The organism is Paraburkholderia sp. J69-1 (assembly GCF_905220255.1).
Taxonomy (GTDB): domain Bacteria; phylum Pseudomonadota; class Gammaproteobacteria; order Burkholderiales; family Burkholderiaceae; genus Paraburkholderia.
The window spans coordinates 197313-217629 of the sequence record NZ_CAJMZG010000012.1 but is presented as its reverse complement, the minus strand read 5'-3'; the positions used below and the strand labels follow the sequence as shown (position 1 = coordinate 217629).

Annotated in this window: 17 protein-coding genes; 6 read left to right on the top strand and 11 right to left on the bottom strand. The window is 65.9% G+C overall.

Translation table 11 applies throughout. The features are described 5' to 3' along the window. Nucleotides 1-111: 111 nt before the first annotated feature. Nucleotides 112-1434: a sugar ABC transporter substrate-binding protein gene (locus U5A67_RS22945; RefSeq protein WP_321816265.1), complete on the bottom strand. Its 1323-nt coding sequence runs from the start codon at nt 1432-1434 to the stop codon at nt 112-114. 108 nt (nt 1435-1542) lie between these two features. Further along, nucleotides 1543-2346 carry an L-iditol 2-dehydrogenase gene (locus U5A67_RS22940; protein WP_321816264.1) on the bottom strand — a complete coding sequence of 268 codons (804 nt, stop codon included), beginning with the start codon at nt 2344-2346 and terminating at the stop codon, nt 1543-1545. Nucleotides 2347-2747: 401 nt separating this feature from the next. On the opposite strand from U5A67_RS22940, the gene U5A67_RS22935 reads away from it, so the two are divergent. From U5A67_RS22935 to U5A67_RS22925, 3 genes are read left to right on the top strand one after another with little or no spacing between them, the layout of a single operon-like run. Next, the gene (locus U5A67_RS22935) at nt 2748-3713 is read left to right on the top strand and encodes a metal ABC transporter solute-binding protein (RefSeq protein ID WP_415767905.1); all 966 of its coding nucleotides are present in this window, start codon (nt 2748-2750) and stop codon (nt 3711-3713) included. Nucleotides 3714-3761: 48 nt separating this feature from the next. Beyond that, entirely contained in the window at nt 3762-4724 is a 963-nt protein-coding gene (locus tag U5A67_RS22930; protein WP_205983289.1) for an ABC transporter ATP-binding protein, read from the top strand. Next, nucleotides 4717-5499 carry a metal ABC transporter permease gene (locus tag U5A67_RS22925; RefSeq protein ID WP_205983290.1) on the top strand — a complete coding sequence of 261 codons (783 nt, stop codon included), beginning with the start codon at nt 4717-4719 and terminating at the stop codon, nt 5497-5499. Before U5A67_RS22930 ends, U5A67_RS22925 begins: the two co-directional genes overlap by 8 nt. Before the next feature lie 78 nt (nt 5500-5577). Here U5A67_RS22925 and U5A67_RS22920 read toward each other — a convergent pair whose 3' ends face one another. From U5A67_RS22920 to U5A67_RS22900, 5 genes are all read right to left on the bottom strand, one after another. Next, on the bottom strand, nt 5578-6561 hold the full coding sequence (locus U5A67_RS22920; protein WP_321816263.1) for a CBASS cGAMP-activated phospholipase: 984 nt from the start codon (nt 6559-6561) through the stop codon (nt 5578-5580). A 4-nt stretch (nt 6562-6565) separates the two neighbouring features. Then, nucleotides 6566-7009: a hypothetical protein gene (locus U5A67_RS22915; RefSeq protein WP_321816262.1), complete on the bottom strand. Its 444-nt coding sequence runs from the start codon at nt 7007-7009 to the stop codon at nt 6566-6568. 100 nt (nt 7010-7109) lie between these two features. Next, on the bottom strand, nt 7110-7493 hold the full coding sequence (locus U5A67_RS22910; RefSeq protein ID WP_205983293.1) for a hypothetical protein: 384 nt from the start codon (nt 7491-7493) through the stop codon (nt 7110-7112). A 120-nt stretch (nt 7494-7613) separates the two neighbouring features. Further along, nucleotides 7614-8459, bottom strand: coding sequence for an S-formylglutathione hydrolase (gene fghA, locus U5A67_RS22905; RefSeq protein ID WP_321816261.1), 846 nt, complete (start codon nt 8457-8459; stop codon nt 7614-7616). Nucleotides 8460-8500: 41 nt separating this feature from the next. Then, complete coding sequence (locus U5A67_RS22900) at nt 8501-10027, bottom strand: xylulokinase (RefSeq protein WP_321816260.1); 1527 nt, start codon at nt 10025-10027, stop codon at nt 8501-8503. Nucleotides 10028-10313: 286 nt separating this feature from the next. Between U5A67_RS22900 and U5A67_RS22895 the strand changes: the two genes are divergently transcribed. Next, nucleotides 10314-10529: a hypothetical protein gene (locus U5A67_RS22895; protein ID WP_321959741.1), complete on the top strand. Its 216-nt coding sequence runs from the start codon at nt 10314-10316 to the stop codon at nt 10527-10529. Between the two features lie 129 nt (nt 10530-10658). Beyond that, nucleotides 10659-12116, top strand: coding sequence for a nucleobase:cation symporter-2 family protein (locus tag U5A67_RS22890; protein WP_205983296.1), 1458 nt, complete (start codon nt 10659-10661; stop codon nt 12114-12116). Nucleotides 12117-12328: 212 nt separating this feature from the next. Here U5A67_RS22890 and U5A67_RS22885 read toward each other — a convergent pair whose 3' ends face one another. Genes U5A67_RS22885 through U5A67_RS22875 form a run of 3 tightly spaced genes read right to left on the bottom strand, consistent with a single transcriptional unit; the run spans nt 12329 to nt 18371 of the window. Then, entirely contained in the window at nt 12329-13861 is a 1533-nt protein-coding gene (locus U5A67_RS22885; protein WP_321816259.1) for an efflux transporter outer membrane subunit, read from the bottom strand. Nucleotide 13862: 1 nt separating this feature from the next. After that, nucleotides 13863-17099 (bottom strand): efflux RND transporter permease subunit, encoded by a 3237-nt coding sequence (locus tag U5A67_RS22880; protein WP_205983299.1) that lies wholly within the window; start codon nt 17097-17099, stop codon nt 13863-13865. Between the two features lie 15 nt (nt 17100-17114). Then, on the bottom strand, nt 17115-18371 hold the full coding sequence (locus U5A67_RS22875) for an efflux RND transporter periplasmic adaptor subunit (protein WP_205983300.1): 1257 nt from the start codon (nt 18369-18371) through the stop codon (nt 17115-17117). 441 nt (nt 18372-18812) lie between these two features. Here U5A67_RS22875 and U5A67_RS22870 point away from each other — a divergent pair, with 441 nt between their 5' ends. Next, nucleotides 18813-19493 carry a TetR family transcriptional regulator gene (locus U5A67_RS22870; RefSeq protein WP_205983301.1) on the top strand — a complete coding sequence of 227 codons (681 nt, stop codon included), beginning with the start codon at nt 18813-18815 and terminating at the stop codon, nt 19491-19493. 14 nt (nt 19494-19507) lie between these two features. Here U5A67_RS22870 and U5A67_RS22865 read toward each other — a convergent pair whose 3' ends face one another. Then, on the bottom strand, nt 19508-20248 hold the full coding sequence (locus tag U5A67_RS22865; protein ID WP_205983302.1) for a CoxG family protein: 741 nt from the start codon (nt 20246-20248) through the stop codon (nt 19508-19510). Nucleotides 20249-20317: the final 69 nt, after the last annotated feature.

Genomic DNA, 20317 nt, shown 5'->3' with positions numbered 1-20317 from the left:
GCAAGGCGCCGCATCTTGCTGCGCTGGACACGCACGGCGCCGGTTGCGGCTCGTGCGTGTCCAAGCTTGAGGCTTGCTTCTGCGCTTATTTCTGCGCTTACTTTTTTGCGCTTACTTCTGATACCCAGCCTGCGCCACCGCGCGATCGGCGGCGGCATTGCCCGCCGCGAGCGCCTGATCGACGCTCATCTGCCCGGCTACCGCGCCCGCGATGCTCTGCCCGACCACTGTGCCGAACGACTGGAATTCAGGAATCCCGACGAACTGCACGCCCGTGTACGGCACCGGCTTGGCAGTCGGATGGTTCGGATCGGCGGTCTGGATCGCCTTCAGCACGAAGTCCGAGAACGGCGCGGCCTGCTTGTACTCGGGGCGCTGATAGGTCGAAATACGCGTGCCCGACGGCACCGAAGCCCAGCCCTCATCCTTCGCGACCATTTCGATGTACTGCTTCGAGGTCGCCCATTCGATGAACTTCTTCGCCGCGTCCGGCGACTTCGACGACTTCGGCACTGCCAGCGCCCACGACCACAGCCAGTGCGCGCCGTTCGGCGTCACGGCAGTCGGCGCGGCCGCGAAGCCGATCTTGTCGGCGACCTGCGACTGCGACTTGTTGTAGAGAATGCCGGCCGCCACCGTGGCGTCGATCCACATCGCGCACTTGCCCGAGGACATCAGCGTGAGGTTTTCGTTGAAGCCGTTCGAGCTGGCTCCCGGAGGGCCGTCCTTCTTGAGCAGATCGACATAGAAGCCCACTGCCTTCTTCCATTCCGGCGTGGTCAGTTGCGCGTGCCACTTCTCGTCGAACCAGCGCCCGCCGAAGGTGTTCACCACCGTCGTCACGTAGGCCATGTTCTCGCCCCAGCCCGCCTTGCCGCGCAGACAGATGCCGTAGGTGCCCGCCGATTTGTCGGTGAGCTTGTCGGCGAAGTCCTTGATCTGGTCGTAGGTCGGCTGGTCGGGCATCTTCAGGCCCTTGGCCGCGAACAGATCCTTGCGGTAATACGTCATCGAGCTTTCGACGTAGAACGGCAGCGCGTAGAGCGTGCCGTTGTACGAGAGACCGTCACGCGCCGTCTTCACGACGTCGTTGAGATCGTAGTCGGCGGGCAGGCCGGTCATCGGCGCGAGCCAGCCGCGCTTGCCCCATTGCGGTGCTTCATAGGTGCCGATCATCATCACGTCGAACTGGCCGCTATTGGTCGTGATGTCGGTCGTGGCGCGCTGGCGCAGCACGTTTTCTTCGAGGATCACCCAGTTCAGCTTGATGCCCGGATTGGCCTTCTCGAAGGCCGGCGAGAGCTTCTTCAGCTCGATCATGTCCGGGTTGTTCAACATGGCGACCGTGACGGTCTGCGCGTGCGCGGCACCGGCCGCAGCGATCAGCGCGCCCGCACTGATCGAACGCAGCACGGTTTTGAAAGCGGGTTTCATGGCGTTGTCTCCTTTGTTTGTTACGTTATGTCGTGCTGCCTGCCCGATTGCAGGGTTCTAGTGCCTGAGGTACCGCTCGAGTCGATGCCGCCGGAACGCTCCGCCGGTTCAGCTCATCCAGTTGCCGCCGTCCACGTTGAGCGTCTGCGCGGTGATGTAATCGGCGTCAGCGGAAGCGAGAAAGAGCGCGGCGCCCGTGAGATCGGCGGGCAGACCCATGCGGCCCAGCGGCACCGCTTCGCCCACCAGACGCTTCTTCTCGCCCAGCGGCCGCCCTTCGTAGCGCGCGAACAGCGCGTCCACCTGCTCCCACATCGGCGTATCCACCACGCCCGGCGCGATGCCATTCACGTTGATGCGATGCGGCGCCAGCGCCAGCGCCGCCGATTGCGTATAGCTGAGCACCGCCGCCTTGGTTGCGCAGTAATGCGAAACGAGTGCTTCCCCGCGCCGTCCGGCCTGCGAAGACATATTGATGATCTTGCCGCCGTGGCCCTGCTCGACCATGCGCTGCGCGACGGCCTGCATCAGGAAGAACATGCCCTTCACGTTGACGGCGAAGAGACGGTCGTAGATATCCCAGGATTCGTCGAGCAGCGGGCGCATGTCGAACAGCGCCGCGTTATTGAAAAGAATGTCGATCTGGCCAAAGTGTTCGTGCGTCGATGAAACGATGCGCGCGATGTCGTCGCGCCGCGTGACGTCGGCGGTGAGCGCGAGCACGCGTTCGGGGAATTGTTCGCTGAGCGCGGGCGCGATGCCATCGGCCGGCTTCACGTCGACGAGCACGCAGCGCGCGCCCTCGTCCAGATAGCGACGCGCAACCGCTTCGCCAATACCGCTTGCCGCGCCGGTCAGCACGGCCACCTTGTCCTGCAAACGTCCTGCCGCCGGGTACGCGGGATGTGCCACAGGTTGTCTCCGATGTCGTTCTGCGGATGGACGCCACCAGGCCTTCAGCCTGAACACTCGCTCATCGCATGAACATTTGCTCTCTTGGTGGTCGAATGATCGGATACGCACGCACACATGTCAAGGCGGACAAACGCCATCGATGCGGATTTCGATGGTGCGGCGCGCAAGCGGCCTGTCCAGCCTCGATAGAGCGTCGGATGTGCAGCATTTCCCGCGCCCGGCAGGCGCTTTTCGCACAGATTGGCACTCGCACCTCTGCCGGGCTCGCTCGCCAACTTTCGCGTTACGTTATATCATCGCGCCTTCACGGATTTTTGCCTTCTCCGGGTCGCTGCGCGTCCTGCCCCGACGCCATCCGGACCTTGTTCTCACGCCTCGCTCACGTCAAGGATAGAACCATGCTCGCATTTCCCCGCGCGACGCTGCGCACGCGCCGCCGGCCGGCCGCTGCTGCGGCTTTGCTCAAGCCCGCCTTCCGCTCGGCCATGGCGGTTGTCGCAACGCTCGGTGCGCTGTTCGGTTCGATGAGCGCCGCGCACGCTGCGCTCGCCACGGATAGCGCGATTCCCGTGGTCGCCGCGGAGAACTTCTACGGCGACGTGGTCAAGCAGATCGGCGGCGCCTACGTGAACGTGACGAGCATCCTGAGCAATCCCGACCAGGACCCGCACCTCTTCGAGGCCAGCCCGAAGACCGCGCGCGCGCTCCAGCATGCCCGCGTGGTGGTCTACAACGGCGCGGACTACGATCCGTGGATGACCAAACTGCTCGGCGCGACCGCCGCGCAGAGCCGCCAGCGCGCCACCATCGTCGCGGCGGATCTGGTCGGCAAGAAGGCCGGCGACAATCCGCACCTCTGGTACGACCCGCAGACCATGCCCGCCGTGGCGCGCGCCGTGGGCGCAGCGCTCGACGCCGCAGACCCGGCGCACAAGAGCGTGTACGATGCCAACCTTGCGGCGTTTCTCGCCTCGCTCAAGCCGATCGACGCGAAGGTCGCGGCACTGCGCGCGCAGTACAAAGGCCAGCCGGTGACGGCGACGGAACCGGTGTTCGGCTATATGTCGGATGCGATCGGCCTCGATATGCGCAACCTGCGTTTCCAGTTGGCGGCGATGAACGATACCGAGGCGAGCGCCTCCGATATCGCCGCCTTCGAGCGCGATCTGCGCGAGCGCCGCGTGCGCGTGCTGATCTACAACAGCCAGGCGACCGAAGCGCTCACGCGCCGCATGCTCGGCCTCGCGCAGCAGTCGAAGGTGCCGACGGTCAGCGTGACGGAAACGCAGCCCGCGGGCGTGAACTTCCAGCCATGGATGCTGGCGCAGCTCGATGCGCTGGGCAAAGCGCTCGCCACGCCATAAGTACTCGATACACACTCAACAGCAAGCAGTCAGCAGGGAACCGAAGCAATGACCGAAGCCGCGCCCGCTTCACCCCACGCGTCTCATCAGGCGTCCACACCGTCCGGCCACCGCGCGCCGCAGCCGGTGCTCACGGTCGCGGGCGTGACGCTCACGCTCGGCGATCGCACGATCCTGCGCGACGCCAATTTCGCGGTGAACCAGGGCGAGTTCATCGGCGTGCTCGGGCCGAACGGCGCGGGCAAGACCACGCTGATGCGCTCGATCCTCGGCCTCGTGCCCGCCTCGCGCGGCGCGATCCGCGTGCTCGGCGAACCGGTGGCGCGCGGCAACGCGAAGATCGGCTATATGCCGCAAACGCGCACGGCGCTGGCCAGCCGCCGCATTCGTGGCCGCGACTTCGTGGCGATGGCCGCCGACGGTCATCGCTGGGGCCTGCCCCGCTCCGACGCCGCCACGCGCGCCGATGTCTCGCGCGTGCTCGATCTCGTCGGCGCGACGAAGCTGGCCGATCGGCCGCTGTCCGAACTCTCCGGCGGCGAGCGCCAGCGTCTGCTGCTCGCGCAATGTCTGCTCGGCGACCCGAAGCTGCTGCTGCTCGACGAACCGCTCATCAGCCTCGATCCGCATCATCAACGCGGCGTGGTCGAACTCGTGCGCCGCGTGCAGCGCGAACTCGGCATCGCGGTGCTGTTCTCGGCGCACGAACTCAATCCGCTGCTCAACGCGCTCGATCGCGTGCTGTATCTGGGCAATGGCGTGGCGGCGCTCGGCAGCGTCGATGAAGTCATCACCGCGCCGGTGCTCTCGCGCCTCTACGGCTCGCCCATCGAGGTGATGCGCATGAAGGGCCGCATTTTCGTGATGTCCGGCGATGTCGAGGTCGAAAAGCACGACCACGAACACGAGCACGATCATGACCACGGCCATTCGCACGGTTCGCACGGCCACGATCACGGCCACTCGCACGACCATAACAACAACGCCCACGGCCATTCGCACGATGCTTGATTACGATTTCATGGTGAACGCCTTCGCGGCGTCGGGCATCGTTGCGGTGCTCGCGGGCATCGTCGGCTACTTCCTGGTGATGCGCGGGCAGACCTTCGCGGGTCACGCGCTCTCGCACGTCGGCTTCACGGGCGCCACCGGCGCCGTCCTGCTCGGTATTTCGCCGATGTGGGGCATGGTCGGCTTTACGCTCGCCGCGGGGATTTCGATGGGCGCGCTCGGCGAAAAGCTCGCGGGCCGCGATGTGGCGATCGGCGTGATTCTTTCGCTGGCGTTGGGCTTCGGCCTGCTGTTTCTGCACTTCTTCACGGCTTACGCCACCCAGGTCACGGCGCTGCTGTTCGGCAACGTGCTGGGCGTGAACCGCGATACGCTCGGCGCGCTCGCGGCGCTGGCCGTGGCAAGCCTCGTGGCGCTCGCGGCCATCATGCGACCGCTGCTGTTCGCTTCGCTGCAACCGGAACTGGCCGAAGCCAAGGGCGTTTCGCTGCGGCTGGTTTCCGTGCTGTTTCTCGCCATCGCGGCGCTGGCCGTGGCGGCCTGCACGCAGATCGTCGGCGTGCTGCTGGTGTTCACGCTGATGGTCGGCCCCGCCGCCGCCGCGCAGAACCTCACGACGCGGCTGTCCGCCGGTCTCGTGCTTGCGGCGCTGCTGGCGCTCGCGCAGGCGTGGATCGGCGTCACGCTCGCCTTCTACACCGACTGGCCGACGAGCTTCTGGATCACCGCCCTCGCCGCGCTGGTCTACGGCGCGAGCCTGCTGCGCCGACGTTAAGCGCGTCGCGCTGAAGCACCCACGCAAACGGCGTTGCACCGCAAGGCGCAACGCCGTTTTGACGTGAATCGCGCTGCTTCAGCCGTCGCCCATGATCAGACGCAGACGCCGCAACTCATCCGCGTTCGCGAGCAGATCATCGAAACGCTGATCCGCCAGCCGCGTGAGCGCCGCCGTGGCGTCGGGCGTGGCGATGTCGAGGCCGCGCAGCACTTCCTGATCGGCGCCTGCATCGCTGTCCAGATGCAGATAGCGCTCCTGTAGCTCGCGCGCGCAGGTCGCCTGCGCCATGCGCGCCTGCGCCTCCATGCTCAGCGCGAGCGCGGGCTGCGCCCACGCGAGACCGCGCAGCGGCAGACGGCTCGGCACGCTGCGATGACGCACGCCGGTCGTGCCGACGCTCAACATGCGCACCGGCACGCCGCGCCGCTGCGCCTGATTCAGCGCGTGCGCATCGGGGCAATTCGCGGCGAGGCCGCCGTCCACGTGCCAGTCGTCGTCGAGCAGCAGCGCCGGAAAATGCGCGGGCGCGGCGGAAGTGGCGCGCGTGGCGTCGAGCAAGGTGCAGGTATCGGCGTCATCGCCCGCGAGCCCGCGGCTGCGCAGCAGGCGCAATTCGCCGAGCGACCAGCTCACGGTCGTGAGCATCAAGGGCTTGTCGATATCGGCGAGACGCTGGTTCGCATAGCCGTCCAGACACGCGACGATCGCCCGTTCGAGCGGCTCGGCCGCATAGACCTTCTCGCTGAAAAGCTTGCGCAAGGTGCGCAGCGAGAGCTTCGGGAAAATCGTCGGGCCCCACTGGGCGAGCATCACGTAGAGATCCCGCGCGCTCACGCCGACGGCGAGACCCGTCGCCAGAATGCCGCCCACCGACGTCCCGGCGATCAGATCGAAGCGCGAGCCGATCGGCCCACGCCCGAGCTTGTCGCTTTCCTCGATGCGCGCGAGCAGCCGCGCCGTGTACAGGCCGCGATAGCCGCCGCCCGACAGGCTCAGCACGCGCGTGCAGACGGGCGCCGGGGTGAGCCGGCCGTCGGGCACCCGGAACTGGTCGTCCAACGCCCTATTCCTCCAGCAAGGAAACGACTTCCACCTGCAGCTTGCGCAGCTCGCGGTGGTACGTTTCTTCGGGCTCGACCAGCGTGCAGCCGTTGGCGACCGCCGTGGCGATCACCATGCGCGTGTCCTGGCCAACCGGATAGCGCTTGCCGCCCTTCTCGATTTCGAGCGGCTGATGGCCGCGCCACTGCTCCCACTCGACGGCCTCGTTGACGCCGAACGGCAGCAGCACCGAACCATCGTCGACGAGCGCCGCCAGCCGCGCTTCGAGCGCCTTGCGAAAGGCCGCGCGGCGCGGTTCGCTGGTCTTGTGCTGGGCGATCACCTGGCGCGCGGCCGCCACGCTGATCACGCTCAGATTGATGTCACGCGCCTTCACGCCGCCTTCGATCCATTTGCGCGAGGCGGTGTCTTCGATACACATGTCGATGAGCGTATTGGTGCTCAACAGGAATCTCGGCATGAACGGCCCGGGTTGTTGTTGTCGCTGCAGTTGTCTTTGGAGTGGCGTGCCGGATGCCGCGCTGGACACGCACGCGAGCGTGTCTTTAGCGCGGCACGCGGTAGTGATCTTCGGCGTCGATGGACACGTCGCGCGGCAGCTTGCCCGAAGCCGGCACCGAAGGCAGCCCGGCGAACACTTCCGCCACGGTGCGGTCGCTGACCGTGTTGGACATGAGCGCGACAGCCTGATCGAGACCGAGGATGATGAACGGCTCCTGGCCCTGGTTGACGATCTCGACCGAGCCCGACTTCACGCGCTTGAGCACGCTCGAATAATTCGTCTTGAACGCCGAGATGGGCGTGCCGGCGGTGTCCACGCTGGTCGCGCCCACGCGCGCGGCGATCGCCTTCACGGCCGCCTGGAAATCGACCTTGCGTCGCTCGGCGGTTTCCTTGCTGGCTTTCGGATCGAGAAGAGATGCGGGCATGGCCGTGGACTCCAGAAAAAGATCAATCTGACCAGATAATAGTACCAACCTGACCAGATTTCAAAGTTTCGCACGGGGTCGGATTCCATCAGACTCCGTGCCTGCAACGCCCGCTCCGGCTTACTTCAGCAGCACGCGCGCATGATGCGCAATGTGATCTTCGATAAAGCTCTGGATGAAGAAATAGCCGTGATCGTAGCCTTCATGGCGACGCAGCGTGAGCGGCTGGCCCGCGACCGCGCAGGCGGCTTCGAACACATCCGGGTTCAGCTGGTTGGCGAGAAACTGATCGGCGAGACCCTGATCGACGAGGATGCCTTCCTCGAACTTGCGCGCCGCGTGCGCCACGAGTTCGCTGGCGTCGTACTGCTTCCACGCTTCGCGGTCCTCGCCCAGATAGCCCGAGAACGCCTTCTCGCCCCACGGGCAGCGCGTGGGCGCGGCGATCGGCGCAAACGCCGACACCGAGCGATAAATCTGCGGATTGCGCAGCGCGAGCGTCAGCGCGCCATGACCGCCCATCGAATGGCCGAAGATGCCCAGACGGTCGCCGTCGACCGGCAGCGTCGAGGTCACCGCTTCGCGCAGTTCGTCGCGCACGTAGCTGCCCATGCGCCAGTGCGTCGACCACGGTTCGCGCGTGGCGTCGAGATAAAAACCCGCGCCCACGCCGAAGTCCCAGGCATCCGCTTCGCCCGGCACATTGGCGCCGCGCGGGCTGGTGTCCGGCGAAATCAGCGCGATGCCGTGCTGCGCGGCGAAGCGCTGCGCGCCCGCCTTGATCGGGAAGGTTTCTTCCGTGCAGGTCAGGCCCGCGAGATAGAACAGACCGGGCACTTTCTGCGTGCGCGCCTGCTGCGGCAGGAAGACGGAAAAGCGCATCGGCAGGCCGATGGTTTCCGAGTCGTGCTTGTAGATGCGCTGCACGCCGTCGTAGCAGGCGTGTTCTTCAATCAGGATCAGCATGGTTTCTCCGTGGATACCGTGTTCAGTGAAGTTCGGGGCGCTCATGCGGCAAACCAGCTCCGCACGCGGCCGTAGAGATCGATGAAGCGCGCGTAGCGCTGGGCGAGTTGCGGTGCGAGCGCATCGTCATGACGCGGCTGCGCGACGCGCGTGGCGGCGGGCGCAAGCGCGGCGAGTTCGTCGATATGCCAATGCCCGTACGCCACGCCGCCAAGCAGCGCCGCGCCGCGCGTGGCCGCGTTCGGACAGTCGATGGCATCGAGTTGCGCGCCGAGCGTATCGGCCAGCAGTTGCCGCCAGCGCGCATCGACGGAACCGCCGCCCGCGAGCTTGAGCGTGGCGATGGACGCGGGGCCATCGGCGTTCGCTTCGCGCAAGGCGTCGAGCCCCGCGCGCAAGGCGAAGGCCACGCCTTCGAAGGCGGCGCGCATCAGCACGCCGCGCGTGTCGCCGAGTCCTGCGCCCATCCAGCCGCCGCGCGCAGCGGGATCGAGCCACGGCGAGCGCTCGCCGCTCAGATAAGGCAGGAACGCCAGCGTCGACGATGCCGATACGGCGAACGCCTCGTCGTACGCCTGCGCCCAATCGTAGGCGAGCCAGCCGCGCGCCGCTTCGAGCGCGACGCCCACGTTCTGCATCGCCGCCATCGCGTACCAGCCGCCGCTCGCCGACCGGTAGCGATGCAGACCGCGCCGCGCGGGCGGCATCGTGCGCGAGGTGACCAGAATCTGGCCGCCGGTGCCGGTGGTGAGCAGCGCGTCGCCGTGCTCGGCCAGACCGCTGCCGAGCGCCGCGCAGGGCGTGTCGCCCGCGCCGGTCGCGAGCACGACGCCTGGCGGCAAGCCGAGCGCGTCGGCGGCATCGGCGGCCAGCGTGCCGCTTGCCGCGCCCGAGGCCGCCAGCGGCGCAAACCAGCGCGCGGGCAAACCCAGCCGCTCGATCAGGGCGACATCCCACTCGCCGTCGGGCGCGGCGAGCGCGGTCGCGCAGGCGTCCGAGGGATCGGCGACGAAAGCCGATTGCGCCGCACCCGCGAGGCGCACGCGCAGCCAGTCCTTCGGTTGCAGCGCCCAGCGCGCGGCATCGGCGATTGCGCGTTCGTTTTGCACAACCCAGCGCAGCAACGGGCCGGCCATGCCGGGCGCGACCGGGTTCGACGCTACGCCATCGGTATCGGCTTCGATATCGGCTTCGATATCGGCTTCGGTATCGGCTTCGGTATCGCTGAGCCACGCGTCGAGCAAGCCATGCGCGCGCGTATCCGGCCAGAGCATCGCGGGACGCAACGCGCGCCCGGCTGCATCGGTGAGCACCACGCCGTGCATCTGCCCGGAGAAGCCGATCGCACGCACGGCCGCGCGCTCGTTTGCGGGCAGGCGCGCACACGCCTCGATTAGCGCGCGCCACCAGCGCTCGACGTCGATTTCCGCCCAACCGGGCTCAGGGGTATCGAGCGTATAAGCGACGCTCGCGACGGCGCGCTCGACGCCCGCCTCATCGACGAGTGCCACTTTGAGCGAACCGGTGCCAAGATCGATGCCGAGAAAGCGCGTGAGCGTTGCGTTCATGCGAGGCGAAAAAGTGAGGATTAAGAGCACGCGCGCGGCGCGTCGAAGGCGGGATCGCGGCGGCCGGAACAGCCATGATAGCGATACCATTTGTCAGTCGCGAGGTCGGTCGCGAGCCGGGTCGCCATCGACCTGCGCAGGCGAATTCGAGCGCGCATGAATCGAGGCGGATTCGACCCGGTTCGCACGCGTTCGCCGCCTGTTCGCGGGTTAACCCGTGCGCCTGTCTCGCGATGCAAAATGCCTCACATGCGGCGGACGAAATATAGATCATAACCACGCCCGCATGCGCGACACGCCCCGCCATCCACTTGAATCGCGGCAACACGGCGCCAAACGTCACGCCGATGTCATCGCAACGCCTCGCCCGCGCCAGCAACAAACGTCATTCCAGCGCCTGAAAAGCGGCCTGAACGCCGCCACACCGGCACTCGCGCGTATCGGCACGATGCGCCGCAGCATCGCCGCGCGCCCGCATCGACGCACGATCTCCCCCCAATAAACGGCGTCGCGGCGCCCGCGCGCATATCGCCCCCGGAAAGCACGGAATAGTCCCCAGCGGTCTTGTTGCATATTTTCGTCCCGCATACCTTGGAGGCCATATTCCCAAACGAAGACGGAGAGAGACGACATGCATCCCCAGGGTATCGAAAGGGAGCAGGCCCAGTCCCGACAGAGCAGCGCAAACCAGGTTCATCCTTGCGACGAACGCCTGCCGTTCGCCCAGCTCCTCACGCTCGGCATCCAGCACGTGCTCGTGATGTATGCGGGCGCGGTCGCCGTGCCGCTCATCATCGGCGGCGCCATTGGTCTGCCCAAGGATCAGGTGGCCTTCCTCATCAGCGCCGACCTGTTCGCCTGCGGCATCGCCACGCTGATCCAGACGCTTGGCCTGTGGATTTTCGGCATCCGCCTGCCGGTCATCATGGGCTGCACGTTCGCCTCGGTCGGCCCGATGATCGCCATCGGCACCAATCCGCAGCTCGGCATTCTCGACATCTTCGGCTCGACCATCGCGGCCGGAGCGATCGGCATCGTCATTTCGCCGATGATCGGCAAGCTGTTGCGCTTCTTTCCGCCCGTCGTGGTGGGCACGGTGATCGCCGTGATCGGCCTCTCGCTGATGGAAGTGGGCATCAACTGGGCCGCGGGCGGCGTGGGTAATCCGCATTACGGCGACCCGGTCTATCTCGGCCTCTCGCTGCTGGTGCTAATGCTGATCCTGCTGATCAACAAGTTCGGCCGCGGTTTCGTTGCGAATATTTCCGTGCTGCTGGGCATCGTCGCGGGTTTCGCGATTGCGCTGGCGCTGGGCCGTGTGAGCCTCGACGGCGTCACGCACGCGCCGTGGGTCGGCTTCGTCATGCCGTTCCACTTCGGTCTGCCGAAGTTCCACGTGCTGCCGATCGCCACCATGGTGATCGTGATGTTCGTGACCTTCATCGAATCGACCGGCATGTTCCTCGCCGTGGGCGATATGGTCGAGCGTCCGGTCGATCAGCAGACGCTCGTGCGCGGTCTACGCGTGGACGGTCTGGGCACGATGATCGGCGGTATCTTCAACTCGTTCCCGCATACCTCGTTCTCGCAGAACGTCGGCCTGATCGGCGTGACGGGCGTGAAAAGCCGTTATGTCTGCGCGATGGGCGGCGTGATCCTGGTGGTGCTCGGCCTGTTCCCGAAGATGGCGCAGATGGTGGCCTCGGTGCCGCCCTTCGTGCTCGGCGGCGCGGGTCTCGTGATGTTCGGCATGGTGGCAGCGAACGGCATCAAGGTGCTCTCGAAGGTCGACTTCGTGAAGAACCAGCACAACCTGTTCATCGTCGCCGTGAGCGTGGGTTTCGGCCTCGTGCCGGTGGTCTCGCCGCACTTCTTCGCGCAACTGCCGCCGGCGCTGTCGCCGATCCTGCATAGCGGCATCCTGCTGGCTTCGGTGTCGGCGGTGATCCTCAACATCATCTTCAACGGCGTGAAGAGCGAACGCGCCGCCGAGCGCGACATCCGCCGCGCCGGCCACGATCTCGACGGCAGCCACGCGCCGGGCGCGCCGGAAGCCGGCCACGAAATGCAGCGCACCGCTGCGCACTGAACGACGTACCGAGTCGACGCGAGAGGTGCCCCACCGCACATAGGGTGCGAGCTGGGGCCTTTTGCTGGTTTGGCGTCACGGGAAACCGTGACGCCTTTTTTATTGGGCCGCGTGGACGTCACGTTCGCCCGCAGCGCGCAAATAAAAAAACGCCACGGTCACCCGTGGCGTTTTGACTTTGAGGCCTGGCTAAAGCGCAGCGAACAGCGCGCTCAGCCTGCCGATGCTGCCGGCGCCGACGCAGCCGCCGGTGCGCTGGCCGCGCCGTAATCGACCGGCTCGTCGGCCGGACGCGGCGTCTCGCCCGCGTGCTCGATCCAGCCGCCGCCGAGTGCGCGATACAGATCGACGAGGTTGGTCAGGCGCGCGAGGCGTGCCGTGATCAGCGACGTCTGCGACGTGTACAGCGTCGTCTGCGCGGTCAGGACCGGCAGATAGCTGTCCACGCCGTTCTTGTAGCGCAGCTCCGACAGGTCCAGGCTGCGCTGGCTCGCGAAGGTGCTGCGCTCGAGCGCCCCGATCTGCTGATCGTAGGTGCCGCGCGCGGCGAGGCCATCGGCCACTTCACGGAACGCCGACTGAATGGCCTTCTCGTAGTTGGCGATTTCGATGCGCTTCTGCACGTTCGCGAGTTGCAGGTTCGCGATGTTCGAACCGCCTTCGAAGATCGGCAGCGTGACCTGCGGCACGAAACTCCATGCCGCCGTGCCCGCCTTGAACAACCCGCCGAGCGACAGGCTTTCGGTGCCGAACGCCGCCGTCAGCGAGATCTTCGGGAAGAAGGCCGCACGCGCCGCGCCGATGTTGGCGTTGGCGGCGAGCAGCGTTTCTTCGGCTTCCATGATGTCCGGGCGCCGCGTGAGCAGGTCGGACGGCAGGCCCGCCGGGATATCGGCGAGCAGGTTCTGGCCGTCGAGCGGCAGACCCTGCGGCAGATCCGCCGGCAGCGGCTCGCCGATCAGCAGCACGAGTGCGTTTTCGGCCTGCGCGCGGGCGCGCATCTGCGCCTGCAGGTTGGCCTGGGCGTTCTCGACCACGGTCTGCGCCTGACGCAGATCGAGTTCGGTGCCCGTGCCGGTGTCGAACTGCGCCTTCGTGATGTTGTACGAGTCCTGCGCCGTCTTGAGCGTCTCCTGCGTGACCTTCACGAGGTCGTCGTCGGAGAGCATCGTCAGGTACTGGTCCGCGACCTGCGAGACGAGCGAGATTTCCGCCGCCTTGCGCGCCTGGGCCGTCGACAGGTACTGCGCCAACGCCTGGTCCTTCAGGCTGCGCACGCGCCCCCAGAAGTCGATTTCCCAGGACGCCTGCAGGCCCACGTTGTAGACGCTGTACGGATTGTTCGCCGCGGTCTGCAGACTCTTCGGCACCCGCGTGCGCGTATCCGTGCCCACACCGTCGATGGCGGGGAACAGATCGGCGCGCGTGATCTGATACTGCGCGCGCGCCGCCTCGACGTTGAGCACCGAGACGCGCAGGTCGCGGTTGTTCTTCAGCGCGATCGTGACCAGTTGCTGCAGACGCTGATCGACGAAGAAGTCGCGCCAGCCGATTTCGGTGGCGTTCGCGCCGTTGGCGCTGTGGCCAGCCTGACCGTTGCCGTCCGTCGCGCCCGGCTGCGTCGCGTAGACGCCGCCTTGCGGGAAGGTCTGCGAAACCGGTGCTTCCGGCCGGTGGTACCACGGCGCCATCGTGCAGCCCGCCAGGAGCGCTGCCGCCCCTGCAATTACGGATAGTTTATGCATCTCAATGTCCTTCCTTGCCCGGGCCGTCAGCGCCGTTGCCGCCTGCGCCACCGTTGCCGCCGTTGTTATCGGCGTCATGGTCGTGCGCGTGGTGCTCTTCGTAATGCCTGAGCGCCGCATCCGGGTCTTCCTTCTCGCCGGCGAACTTCGCGCGGATCACCACGAAGAACATCGGGATCATGAAGATCGCGAGGAACGTCGCGGTCAGCATCCCGCCGATCACGCCGGTACCGATCGCGTGCTGCGAAGCCGAACCCGCGCCGTTACTGATCGCGAGCGGCAGCACGCCCAGAATGAACGCGAGCGAGGTCATCAGAATCGGTCGCAGACGCAGTCGGGCGGCTTCGAGCGCCGCTTCGACCGGGCCCATGGTGCCTTCCGCCTGCAGGTCGCGGGCGAATTCCACGATCAGAATCGCGTTCTTCGCCGACAGACCCACGGTGGTCAGCAGACCGACCTGGAAGAACACATCGTTTTCCAGACCGCGCAGCGTCACCGCCAGCAGCGCGCCGAGCACGCCGAGCGGCACCACCATGATGACCGCGAACGGAATCGACCAGCTTTCGTACAGTGCCGCGAGACACAGGAACACGACGAGGATCGAGATGCCGTACAGGATAGGCGCCTGCGAACCCGACTGACGTTCCTGGAACGACAGACCGGTCCACTCGTAGCCGATACCCGCCGGCAGCTTCGCCGCGATCTGCTCCATGGCCGTCATTGCCTGACCCGTGGACTTGCCCGCGCCCGCCTGACCCTGGATTTCCACCGCCGAGATACCGTTGTAGCGCTCGAGCTTGGGCGAACCGTAGGTCCACTGGCCGCTCGCGAACGAGCTGAACGGCACCATCCCGCCCGCGCTGTTGCGCACGTACCAGGTGTTCAGGTCGTTCGGCGTCATGCGGAACGGCGCGTCGGACATCACGTACACCTTCTTGATCCGCCCATCGACGTCCAGGAAGTTGTTGACGTACGACGAAGCCCAGCCGATCGAGAACGTCTGGTCGACCGATGCCGCCGTCACACCGAGCGCTTCAGCCTTCTGGCGGTCGATGTTGATCTTGTACTGCGGCGTATCGTTCAGGCCGTTCGGACGCACGAGCGCCAGCGACGGGTCCTTCGCGGCCATACCGAGCAGCATGTTGCGCGCTTCGATCAGCTTTTCGTGGCCCACGCCACCGCGATCCTGGAGTTCGAAGTCGAAGCCCGAAGCGGTGCCGAGTTCAGGAATCGACGGCGGATTCACCGGAATCACCATCGCGTCCTTGTAGCCCGCGTAGTGCTGGAACACTCGTCCCACCAGCGCCTGGACCTTCTGGTCCGCGTGCTGACGTTCCTTGTAGTCGCGCATCCGCACGAACACGAGACCCGAGTTCTGGCCGCGGCCCGCGAAGCTGAAGCCGTTCACCGTGAACGTCGACTCGACGATCGATTTTTCGTCGTTGAGCAGATAGTTCTGGATGTTGGCCAGCGTGCGCGCCGTGGTTTCCTGGGTCGAGCCGGAAGGCGTCTGCACGATCACGAACATCGTGCCCTGGTCTTCATCGGGCAGGAACGACTTGGGCAGGCGCACGAACAGGAAGCCCACCGCGACGATCACGGCCAGATAGATGATGAGCCAGCGGCCCGAACGCTTGATGACGTGGTGCACGCCGCTGTGATACTTGTCGCGGCTCTTGTCGAACGTGCGGTTGAACCAGCCGAAGAAGCCCTTCTTCTCTTCGTGATGGCCTTGCGGGATCGGCTTGAGGATGGTCGCGCACAGCGCCGGCGTCAGAATCAGCGCGACGAGCACGGACAGCACCATCGCCGCCACGATCGTCAGCGAGAACTGACGATAGATGGCGCCGACCGAACCGCCCGAGAACGCCACCGGCACGAACACCGCCGACAGCACCAGCGCCACGCCTACCAGTGCGCCGGTGATCTGGCCCATTGCCTTACGTGTGGCTTCCTTCGGCCCCAGGCCCTCCTCCACCATCACCCGTTCGACGTTTTCCACCACCACGATCGCATCGTCCACCAGCAGACCGATTGCGAGCACGAGGCCGAACATCGACAGCGTGTTGATCGAGAAGCCCACCGCCGCCATGATCGCGAACGTACCCAGCAGCACCACCGGCACCGCGATCGTAGGGATCAGCGTGGCGCGCAGGTTCTGCAGGAACAGGTACATCACGAGGAACACCAGCACGATGCCTTCCAGCAGCGTCTTGATCACTTCCTCGATCGACAGGCGCACGAACGGCGTGGTGTCGTACGGGTACTTCACGACCAGACCGTGCGGGAAGTACTTCGAGAGGTCGTCGATCTTCTGGCGAACCAGCTTCGCGGTTTGCAGCGCGTTCGCGCCCGTGGCGAGCTGAATACCCAGACCGGCGGTCGGCGCACCGTTGTACTTCGTGTCGAAGTTGTAGTTTTCGCCGCCCAGACCGATACGCGCCACGTCCTTCAGACGCACCTGCGAGCCGTCCTGATTCACCTTCAGCAGGATGTTGCCGAACTCTTCAGGCGTGTGCAGCAGCGTCGATTCGGTGATGGTCGCCTGGAACGACTGACCCGCCACCGACGGCGTGCCGCCCAGCTGACCGCCCGCGATCTGCACGTTCTGTGCGGTGATCGCGGCCGTCACGTCGCTTGGCGTGAGGCTGAAGTTGTTCAGCTTGTTCGGATCGAGCCAGACGCGCATCGCGTACTGCGAGCCGAACAGCGTGACCGTACCCACACCGTCGATACGGCTGACCGGATCTTCGATGTTCGACGCCACGTAGTTCGCGAGGTCGTACTTGGTCATGCTGCCGTCTTCGGAGACGAACGCCATCACCAGCAGGAAGCTGCTGCTCGACTTCGTCACCTTGATGCCGAGCTGCTGGACCACCTGCGGAAGAATCGGCGTGGCGAGCTGCAGCTTGTTCTGCACCTGCACCTGCGCGATGTCCGGGTTGGTACCCGCCGCGAACGTCAGCGTGATGGTAGCCGTGCCCGAGTCATCGGACGTGGACGACAGATACAGCAAGTGGTCGAGACCGCTCATCTGCTGCTCGATCACCTGGGTGACCGTGTCTTCCACCGTCTTGGCCGACGCGCCCGGGTAGGTCGCGCTGATCTGGATCGACGGCGGCGCGATGGTCGGATACTGCGCGACCGGCAGCGTGAACACCGACGCCACACCCGCCAGCATCAGAATGATGGCGATCACCCACGCGAAAATCGGGCGATCGATAAAGAACTTTGCCATGAAGCAGGCTCCCTGTTATTGCGCGGCGGAGGCAGCGGGTGCGGAAGCAGCCGACGCGCCGGATGCGGCGCCTGCGCTTGCGTAGCCCGATGCCGTCGCCTGGTCTGCCGAAGGCGCGCCCGGTGCGGGCGGCGGCGGCAGCTTGGCGTCCACGACCTTGACCTGAGCGCCCGGCTTGACCTTTTCGGTGCCCTGCACGATCACGCGATCGCCCGGATTCAGACCGCTATCGACCACCCAGTCCTGGCCGATCGAAGCCGACGTGACGACCGGATGCAGCTCGACCTTGTTGCTGGCGTTGACGACCATCACCGTCGCCTGGCCCTTCTGGTCGTGCTGGACGCCGATTTGCGGCACGAGGATCGCGTGGTCGTTGTTGCCTTCGTCGATGCGCGCGCGCACGAACATGCCCGGCAGCAGCACGTGGTCCGGGTTCGGGAACAGGGCGCGGATCGTCACCGAGCCGGTGGTCTGGTCAACCGTGACGTCAGTGAACTGGAGCTTGCCCTGCTGCGAGTACGTGCGGCCGTCTTCGAGCACGAGCGAGACCTTGGCCGCGTCCGGGCCATTGGTCTTCAGGCGCCCGTCTTCGATCTCGCGGCGCAGCTTCAGGCCGTCGAGGCTCGATTGCGTCAGGTCGACGTACATCGGGTCCATCTGCTGCACGGTCGACAGCAGCGTGGCTGCGCTCGCCTGCACATACGCGCCCGGCGTGACCTGCGAAATGCCCACCTTGCCGGTGATCGGCGAGAGCACGTCGGTGTAGCCCAGGTTGATCTGGGCGGTGTCGACGGCGGCCTTGCCGGCATCGACATCGGCCTGTGCCTGGCCTTGCGCGGACACGGCGTTGTCGTAGTCCTGCTTGCTCACCGCATTGGCCGAGACGAGCACCTTGTAGCGCGCGACGAGGGCGTTCTGCGTAACGAGATTGGCCTTGGCCTTCGCGAGCGTGGCCTTGGCGTTATTGAGCGTGGCGATGTACGGCGCCGGATCGATCTTGTACAGGCGCTGACCGGCCTTCACGACCGAGCCTTCGGTGAACTCGCGGCGCAGCACGATGCCGTCGACCCGCGCGCGAACCTGCGCGACGAGGAAGGCGTTGGTACGGCCGGGGAGTTCGGAGACGACCGGCACAGTGGTGGACTGGACGGTAACGACGCCCACTTCGGGCGTTTGCGGCGGCGGCGCCGACTGCTTTTGCCCGCAGGCTGCGAGCACAACGGCAGCCGTCGCGAAGCTGATTAGGCGGAATGGAACCCGTTCGACGCGCATGGAGCGACCTCTGTCTATATCTGACAATTAAAAGCGTGCAGCGTCCTCGCGAGCGGGAGCAAGCAGAAGGACGACGACACACGCCAGCATCTGGCAATACCTGACGGATAACCCGGTACTTCAGGAAAGGCGCGATACCGGTCTGCAACATCCATCCGGGCTTCATTCGCGCGCCACCACAGGGGCGTCGCGCATTGGGGTTTCTACGACCGCTTGGCCAGTGACGGATATTAACCGGACATCTCTACTCAAGGTATCCAGGTGGTGGGGTGGTATTATAGATACATTCGCGAATGAATGTTTAAGAACACTTCAGCCCCATGAAGCGTCGTTCGGGCAGATTCCGCGCATGACATCCATATTACAAATCAATACTTTGCCCGCCTGACCCTGTAATGCCTGGCCACTCCACTCACCCCGCCGCGAGGCGCTGACCCAAACATGGTCCGACGTACGAAAGAGGAAGCGCTGGAGACGCGCAACCGCATTCTCGACGCCGCCGAACACGTCTTTTTCGAGAAAGGCGTCTCGCGCAGTTCGCTCGCCGATATCGCCAATGCGGCGGGCGTGACGCGCGGCGCGATCTACTGGCATTTCGAAAACAAGGGCGACCTGTTCACGGCGATGTTCGATCGCGTGATCCTGCCGCTCGACGAACTCAAGGCAGCTTCGGTCGATCCGGGCGAGCCCGATCCGCTCGGCCGCATCAAGGATCTGTGCGTGCTGTGCCTGCGCGACACCGCCACCGACGCCCGCCGCCGGCGCGTGTTCGAGATCCTGTTCCTGAAGTGCGAGTTCGTCGAAGAGATGGGACCGGTGATGGCGCGTCATCAGGACAATATGCGCGAAGGGCTGATGCGTATCGAGGAAGGCCTGCGCAACGCGATGTCGAAGGGCCAGTTGCCCACCGATCTGGACGCCGCTCGCGCGGCGCGCGTGCTGCATTCGTTCATCACGGGCACGCTGCACGACATGGCGATCCTGCCGGATATGTTCGACGTGGCGAAGAACGCCCAGCGTCACGTCGAGGCGATGCTCGACGCGCTGACCAGCAGCCCGGCGCTGCGTACCGGCACCGACCTGGCCACTGACTCGGCCACCGATCCGGCCACTGACGACTGAGCCGCCCGCGCGGTTCAACTCGCCGTGAAGTGGCGCGCCACGTAGAACAGGATCGCCACGAAGAAGATCATCGCGGCCCAGGCCCAGCCGGGCATCGCGTGCGGCGTGGGTTCGTGGCGCAGCGTGCTGGCCGCGCGCCCCGACAAGGTCCCGTCCGCATGCTGCGGCAGCAGATGCGCGCGGCGCGCCACGGCGGCGAGATTGATCGGCCGCAGAAACACATGCTGACGCCGCGGTTCTTTCCCGCGCACGCGATTGGGCGCCTGGCCATGCTTGGCCGCCACCACGGCGCAGAATTCGGTGAAAAACTCGTCGGCGAGTTCGTGCAGCGCGTTTTCGATCTGGCGCGGCGGCAACTCGCCCAGCGGCCCGGTCAGCGTGGCCCACACCGAATAATCGATACGTGTGCTCACGCCGCGCTCCACCGCAGCCGTCGCCGCCCGCTCCTCTTCCCGTAACGCCACATCGATCTGCCCGCGCAGCGAGCCGATGCCATCCGCACGCGCGCGAAAGCTCAGCACGCGGCGCGGCTTGAGCGGCACTTCGGCGACATCGCTGGCGATGTGAGCGCGCACTTCGTAACGCGCACGCAGCGGCCCGAGCGGCACGGTCAGCGTGATCGCGTACTCGCCGGGGCCGAGCCGGCGGAACGACTCGCAATGCTCCAGGCTCGCGCGCACGAGCGCGGCGTCCTGCAGCGCCTGCCAGACGGCGGACGGCTCGAGCGGAATCCTCAACGCGTCGTTCAGTTCCATGGCGGCTCCCCGATGATGGTGCGAGAAGGTCGGATCGTTGTCGAAAGGTGGATGGGACGGCCCGCAAAC

Coding starts and splice junctions, on each gene's coding strand:
- U5A67_RS22945 (WP_321816265.1), bottom strand. CDS start 1,434: ATGAAACCCGCTTTCAAAACCGTGCTGCGTTCGATCAGTGCGGGCGCG.
- U5A67_RS22935 (WP_415767905.1), top strand. CDS start 2,748: ATGCTCGCATTTCCCCGCGCGACGCTGCGCACGCGCCGCCGGCCGGCC.
- U5A67_RS22930 (WP_205983289.1), top strand. CDS start 3,762: ATGACCGAAGCCGCGCCCGCTTCACCCCACGCGTCTCATCAGGCGTCC.
- U5A67_RS22925 (WP_205983290.1), top strand. CDS start 4,717: ATGCTTGATTACGATTTCATGGTGAACGCCTTCGCGGCGTCGGGCATC.
- U5A67_RS22910 (WP_205983293.1), bottom strand. CDS start 7,493: ATGCCCGCATCTCTTCTCGATCCGAAAGCCAGCAAGGAAACCGCCGAG.
- fghA (WP_321816261.1), bottom strand. CDS start 8,459: ATGCTGATCCTGATTGAAGAACACGCCTGCTACGACGGCGTGCAGCGC.
- U5A67_RS22900 (WP_321816260.1), bottom strand. CDS start 10,027: ATGAACGCAACGCTCACGCGCTTTCTCGGCATCGATCTTGGCACCGGT.
- U5A67_RS22895 (WP_321959741.1), top strand. CDS start 10,314: ATGCGCGACACGCCCCGCCATCCACTTGAATCGCGGCAACACGGCGCC.
- U5A67_RS22890 (WP_205983296.1), top strand. CDS start 10,659: ATGCATCCCCAGGGTATCGAAAGGGAGCAGGCCCAGTCCCGACAGAGC.
- U5A67_RS22885 (WP_321816259.1), bottom strand. CDS start 13,861: ATGCATAAACTATCCGTAATTGCAGGGGCGGCAGCGCTCCTGGCGGGC.
- U5A67_RS22880 (WP_205983299.1), bottom strand. CDS start 17,099: ATGGCAAAGTTCTTTATCGATCGCCCGATTTTCGCGTGGGTGATCGCC.
- U5A67_RS22875 (WP_205983300.1), bottom strand. CDS start 18,371: ATGCGCGTCGAACGGGTTCCATTCCGCCTAATCAGCTTCGCGACGGCT.
- U5A67_RS22870 (WP_205983301.1), top strand. CDS start 18,813: ATGGTCCGACGTACGAAAGAGGAAGCGCTGGAGACGCGCAACCGCATT.
- U5A67_RS22865 (WP_205983302.1), bottom strand. CDS start 20,248: ATGGAACTGAACGACGCGTTGAGGATTCCGCTCGAGCCGTCCGCCGTC.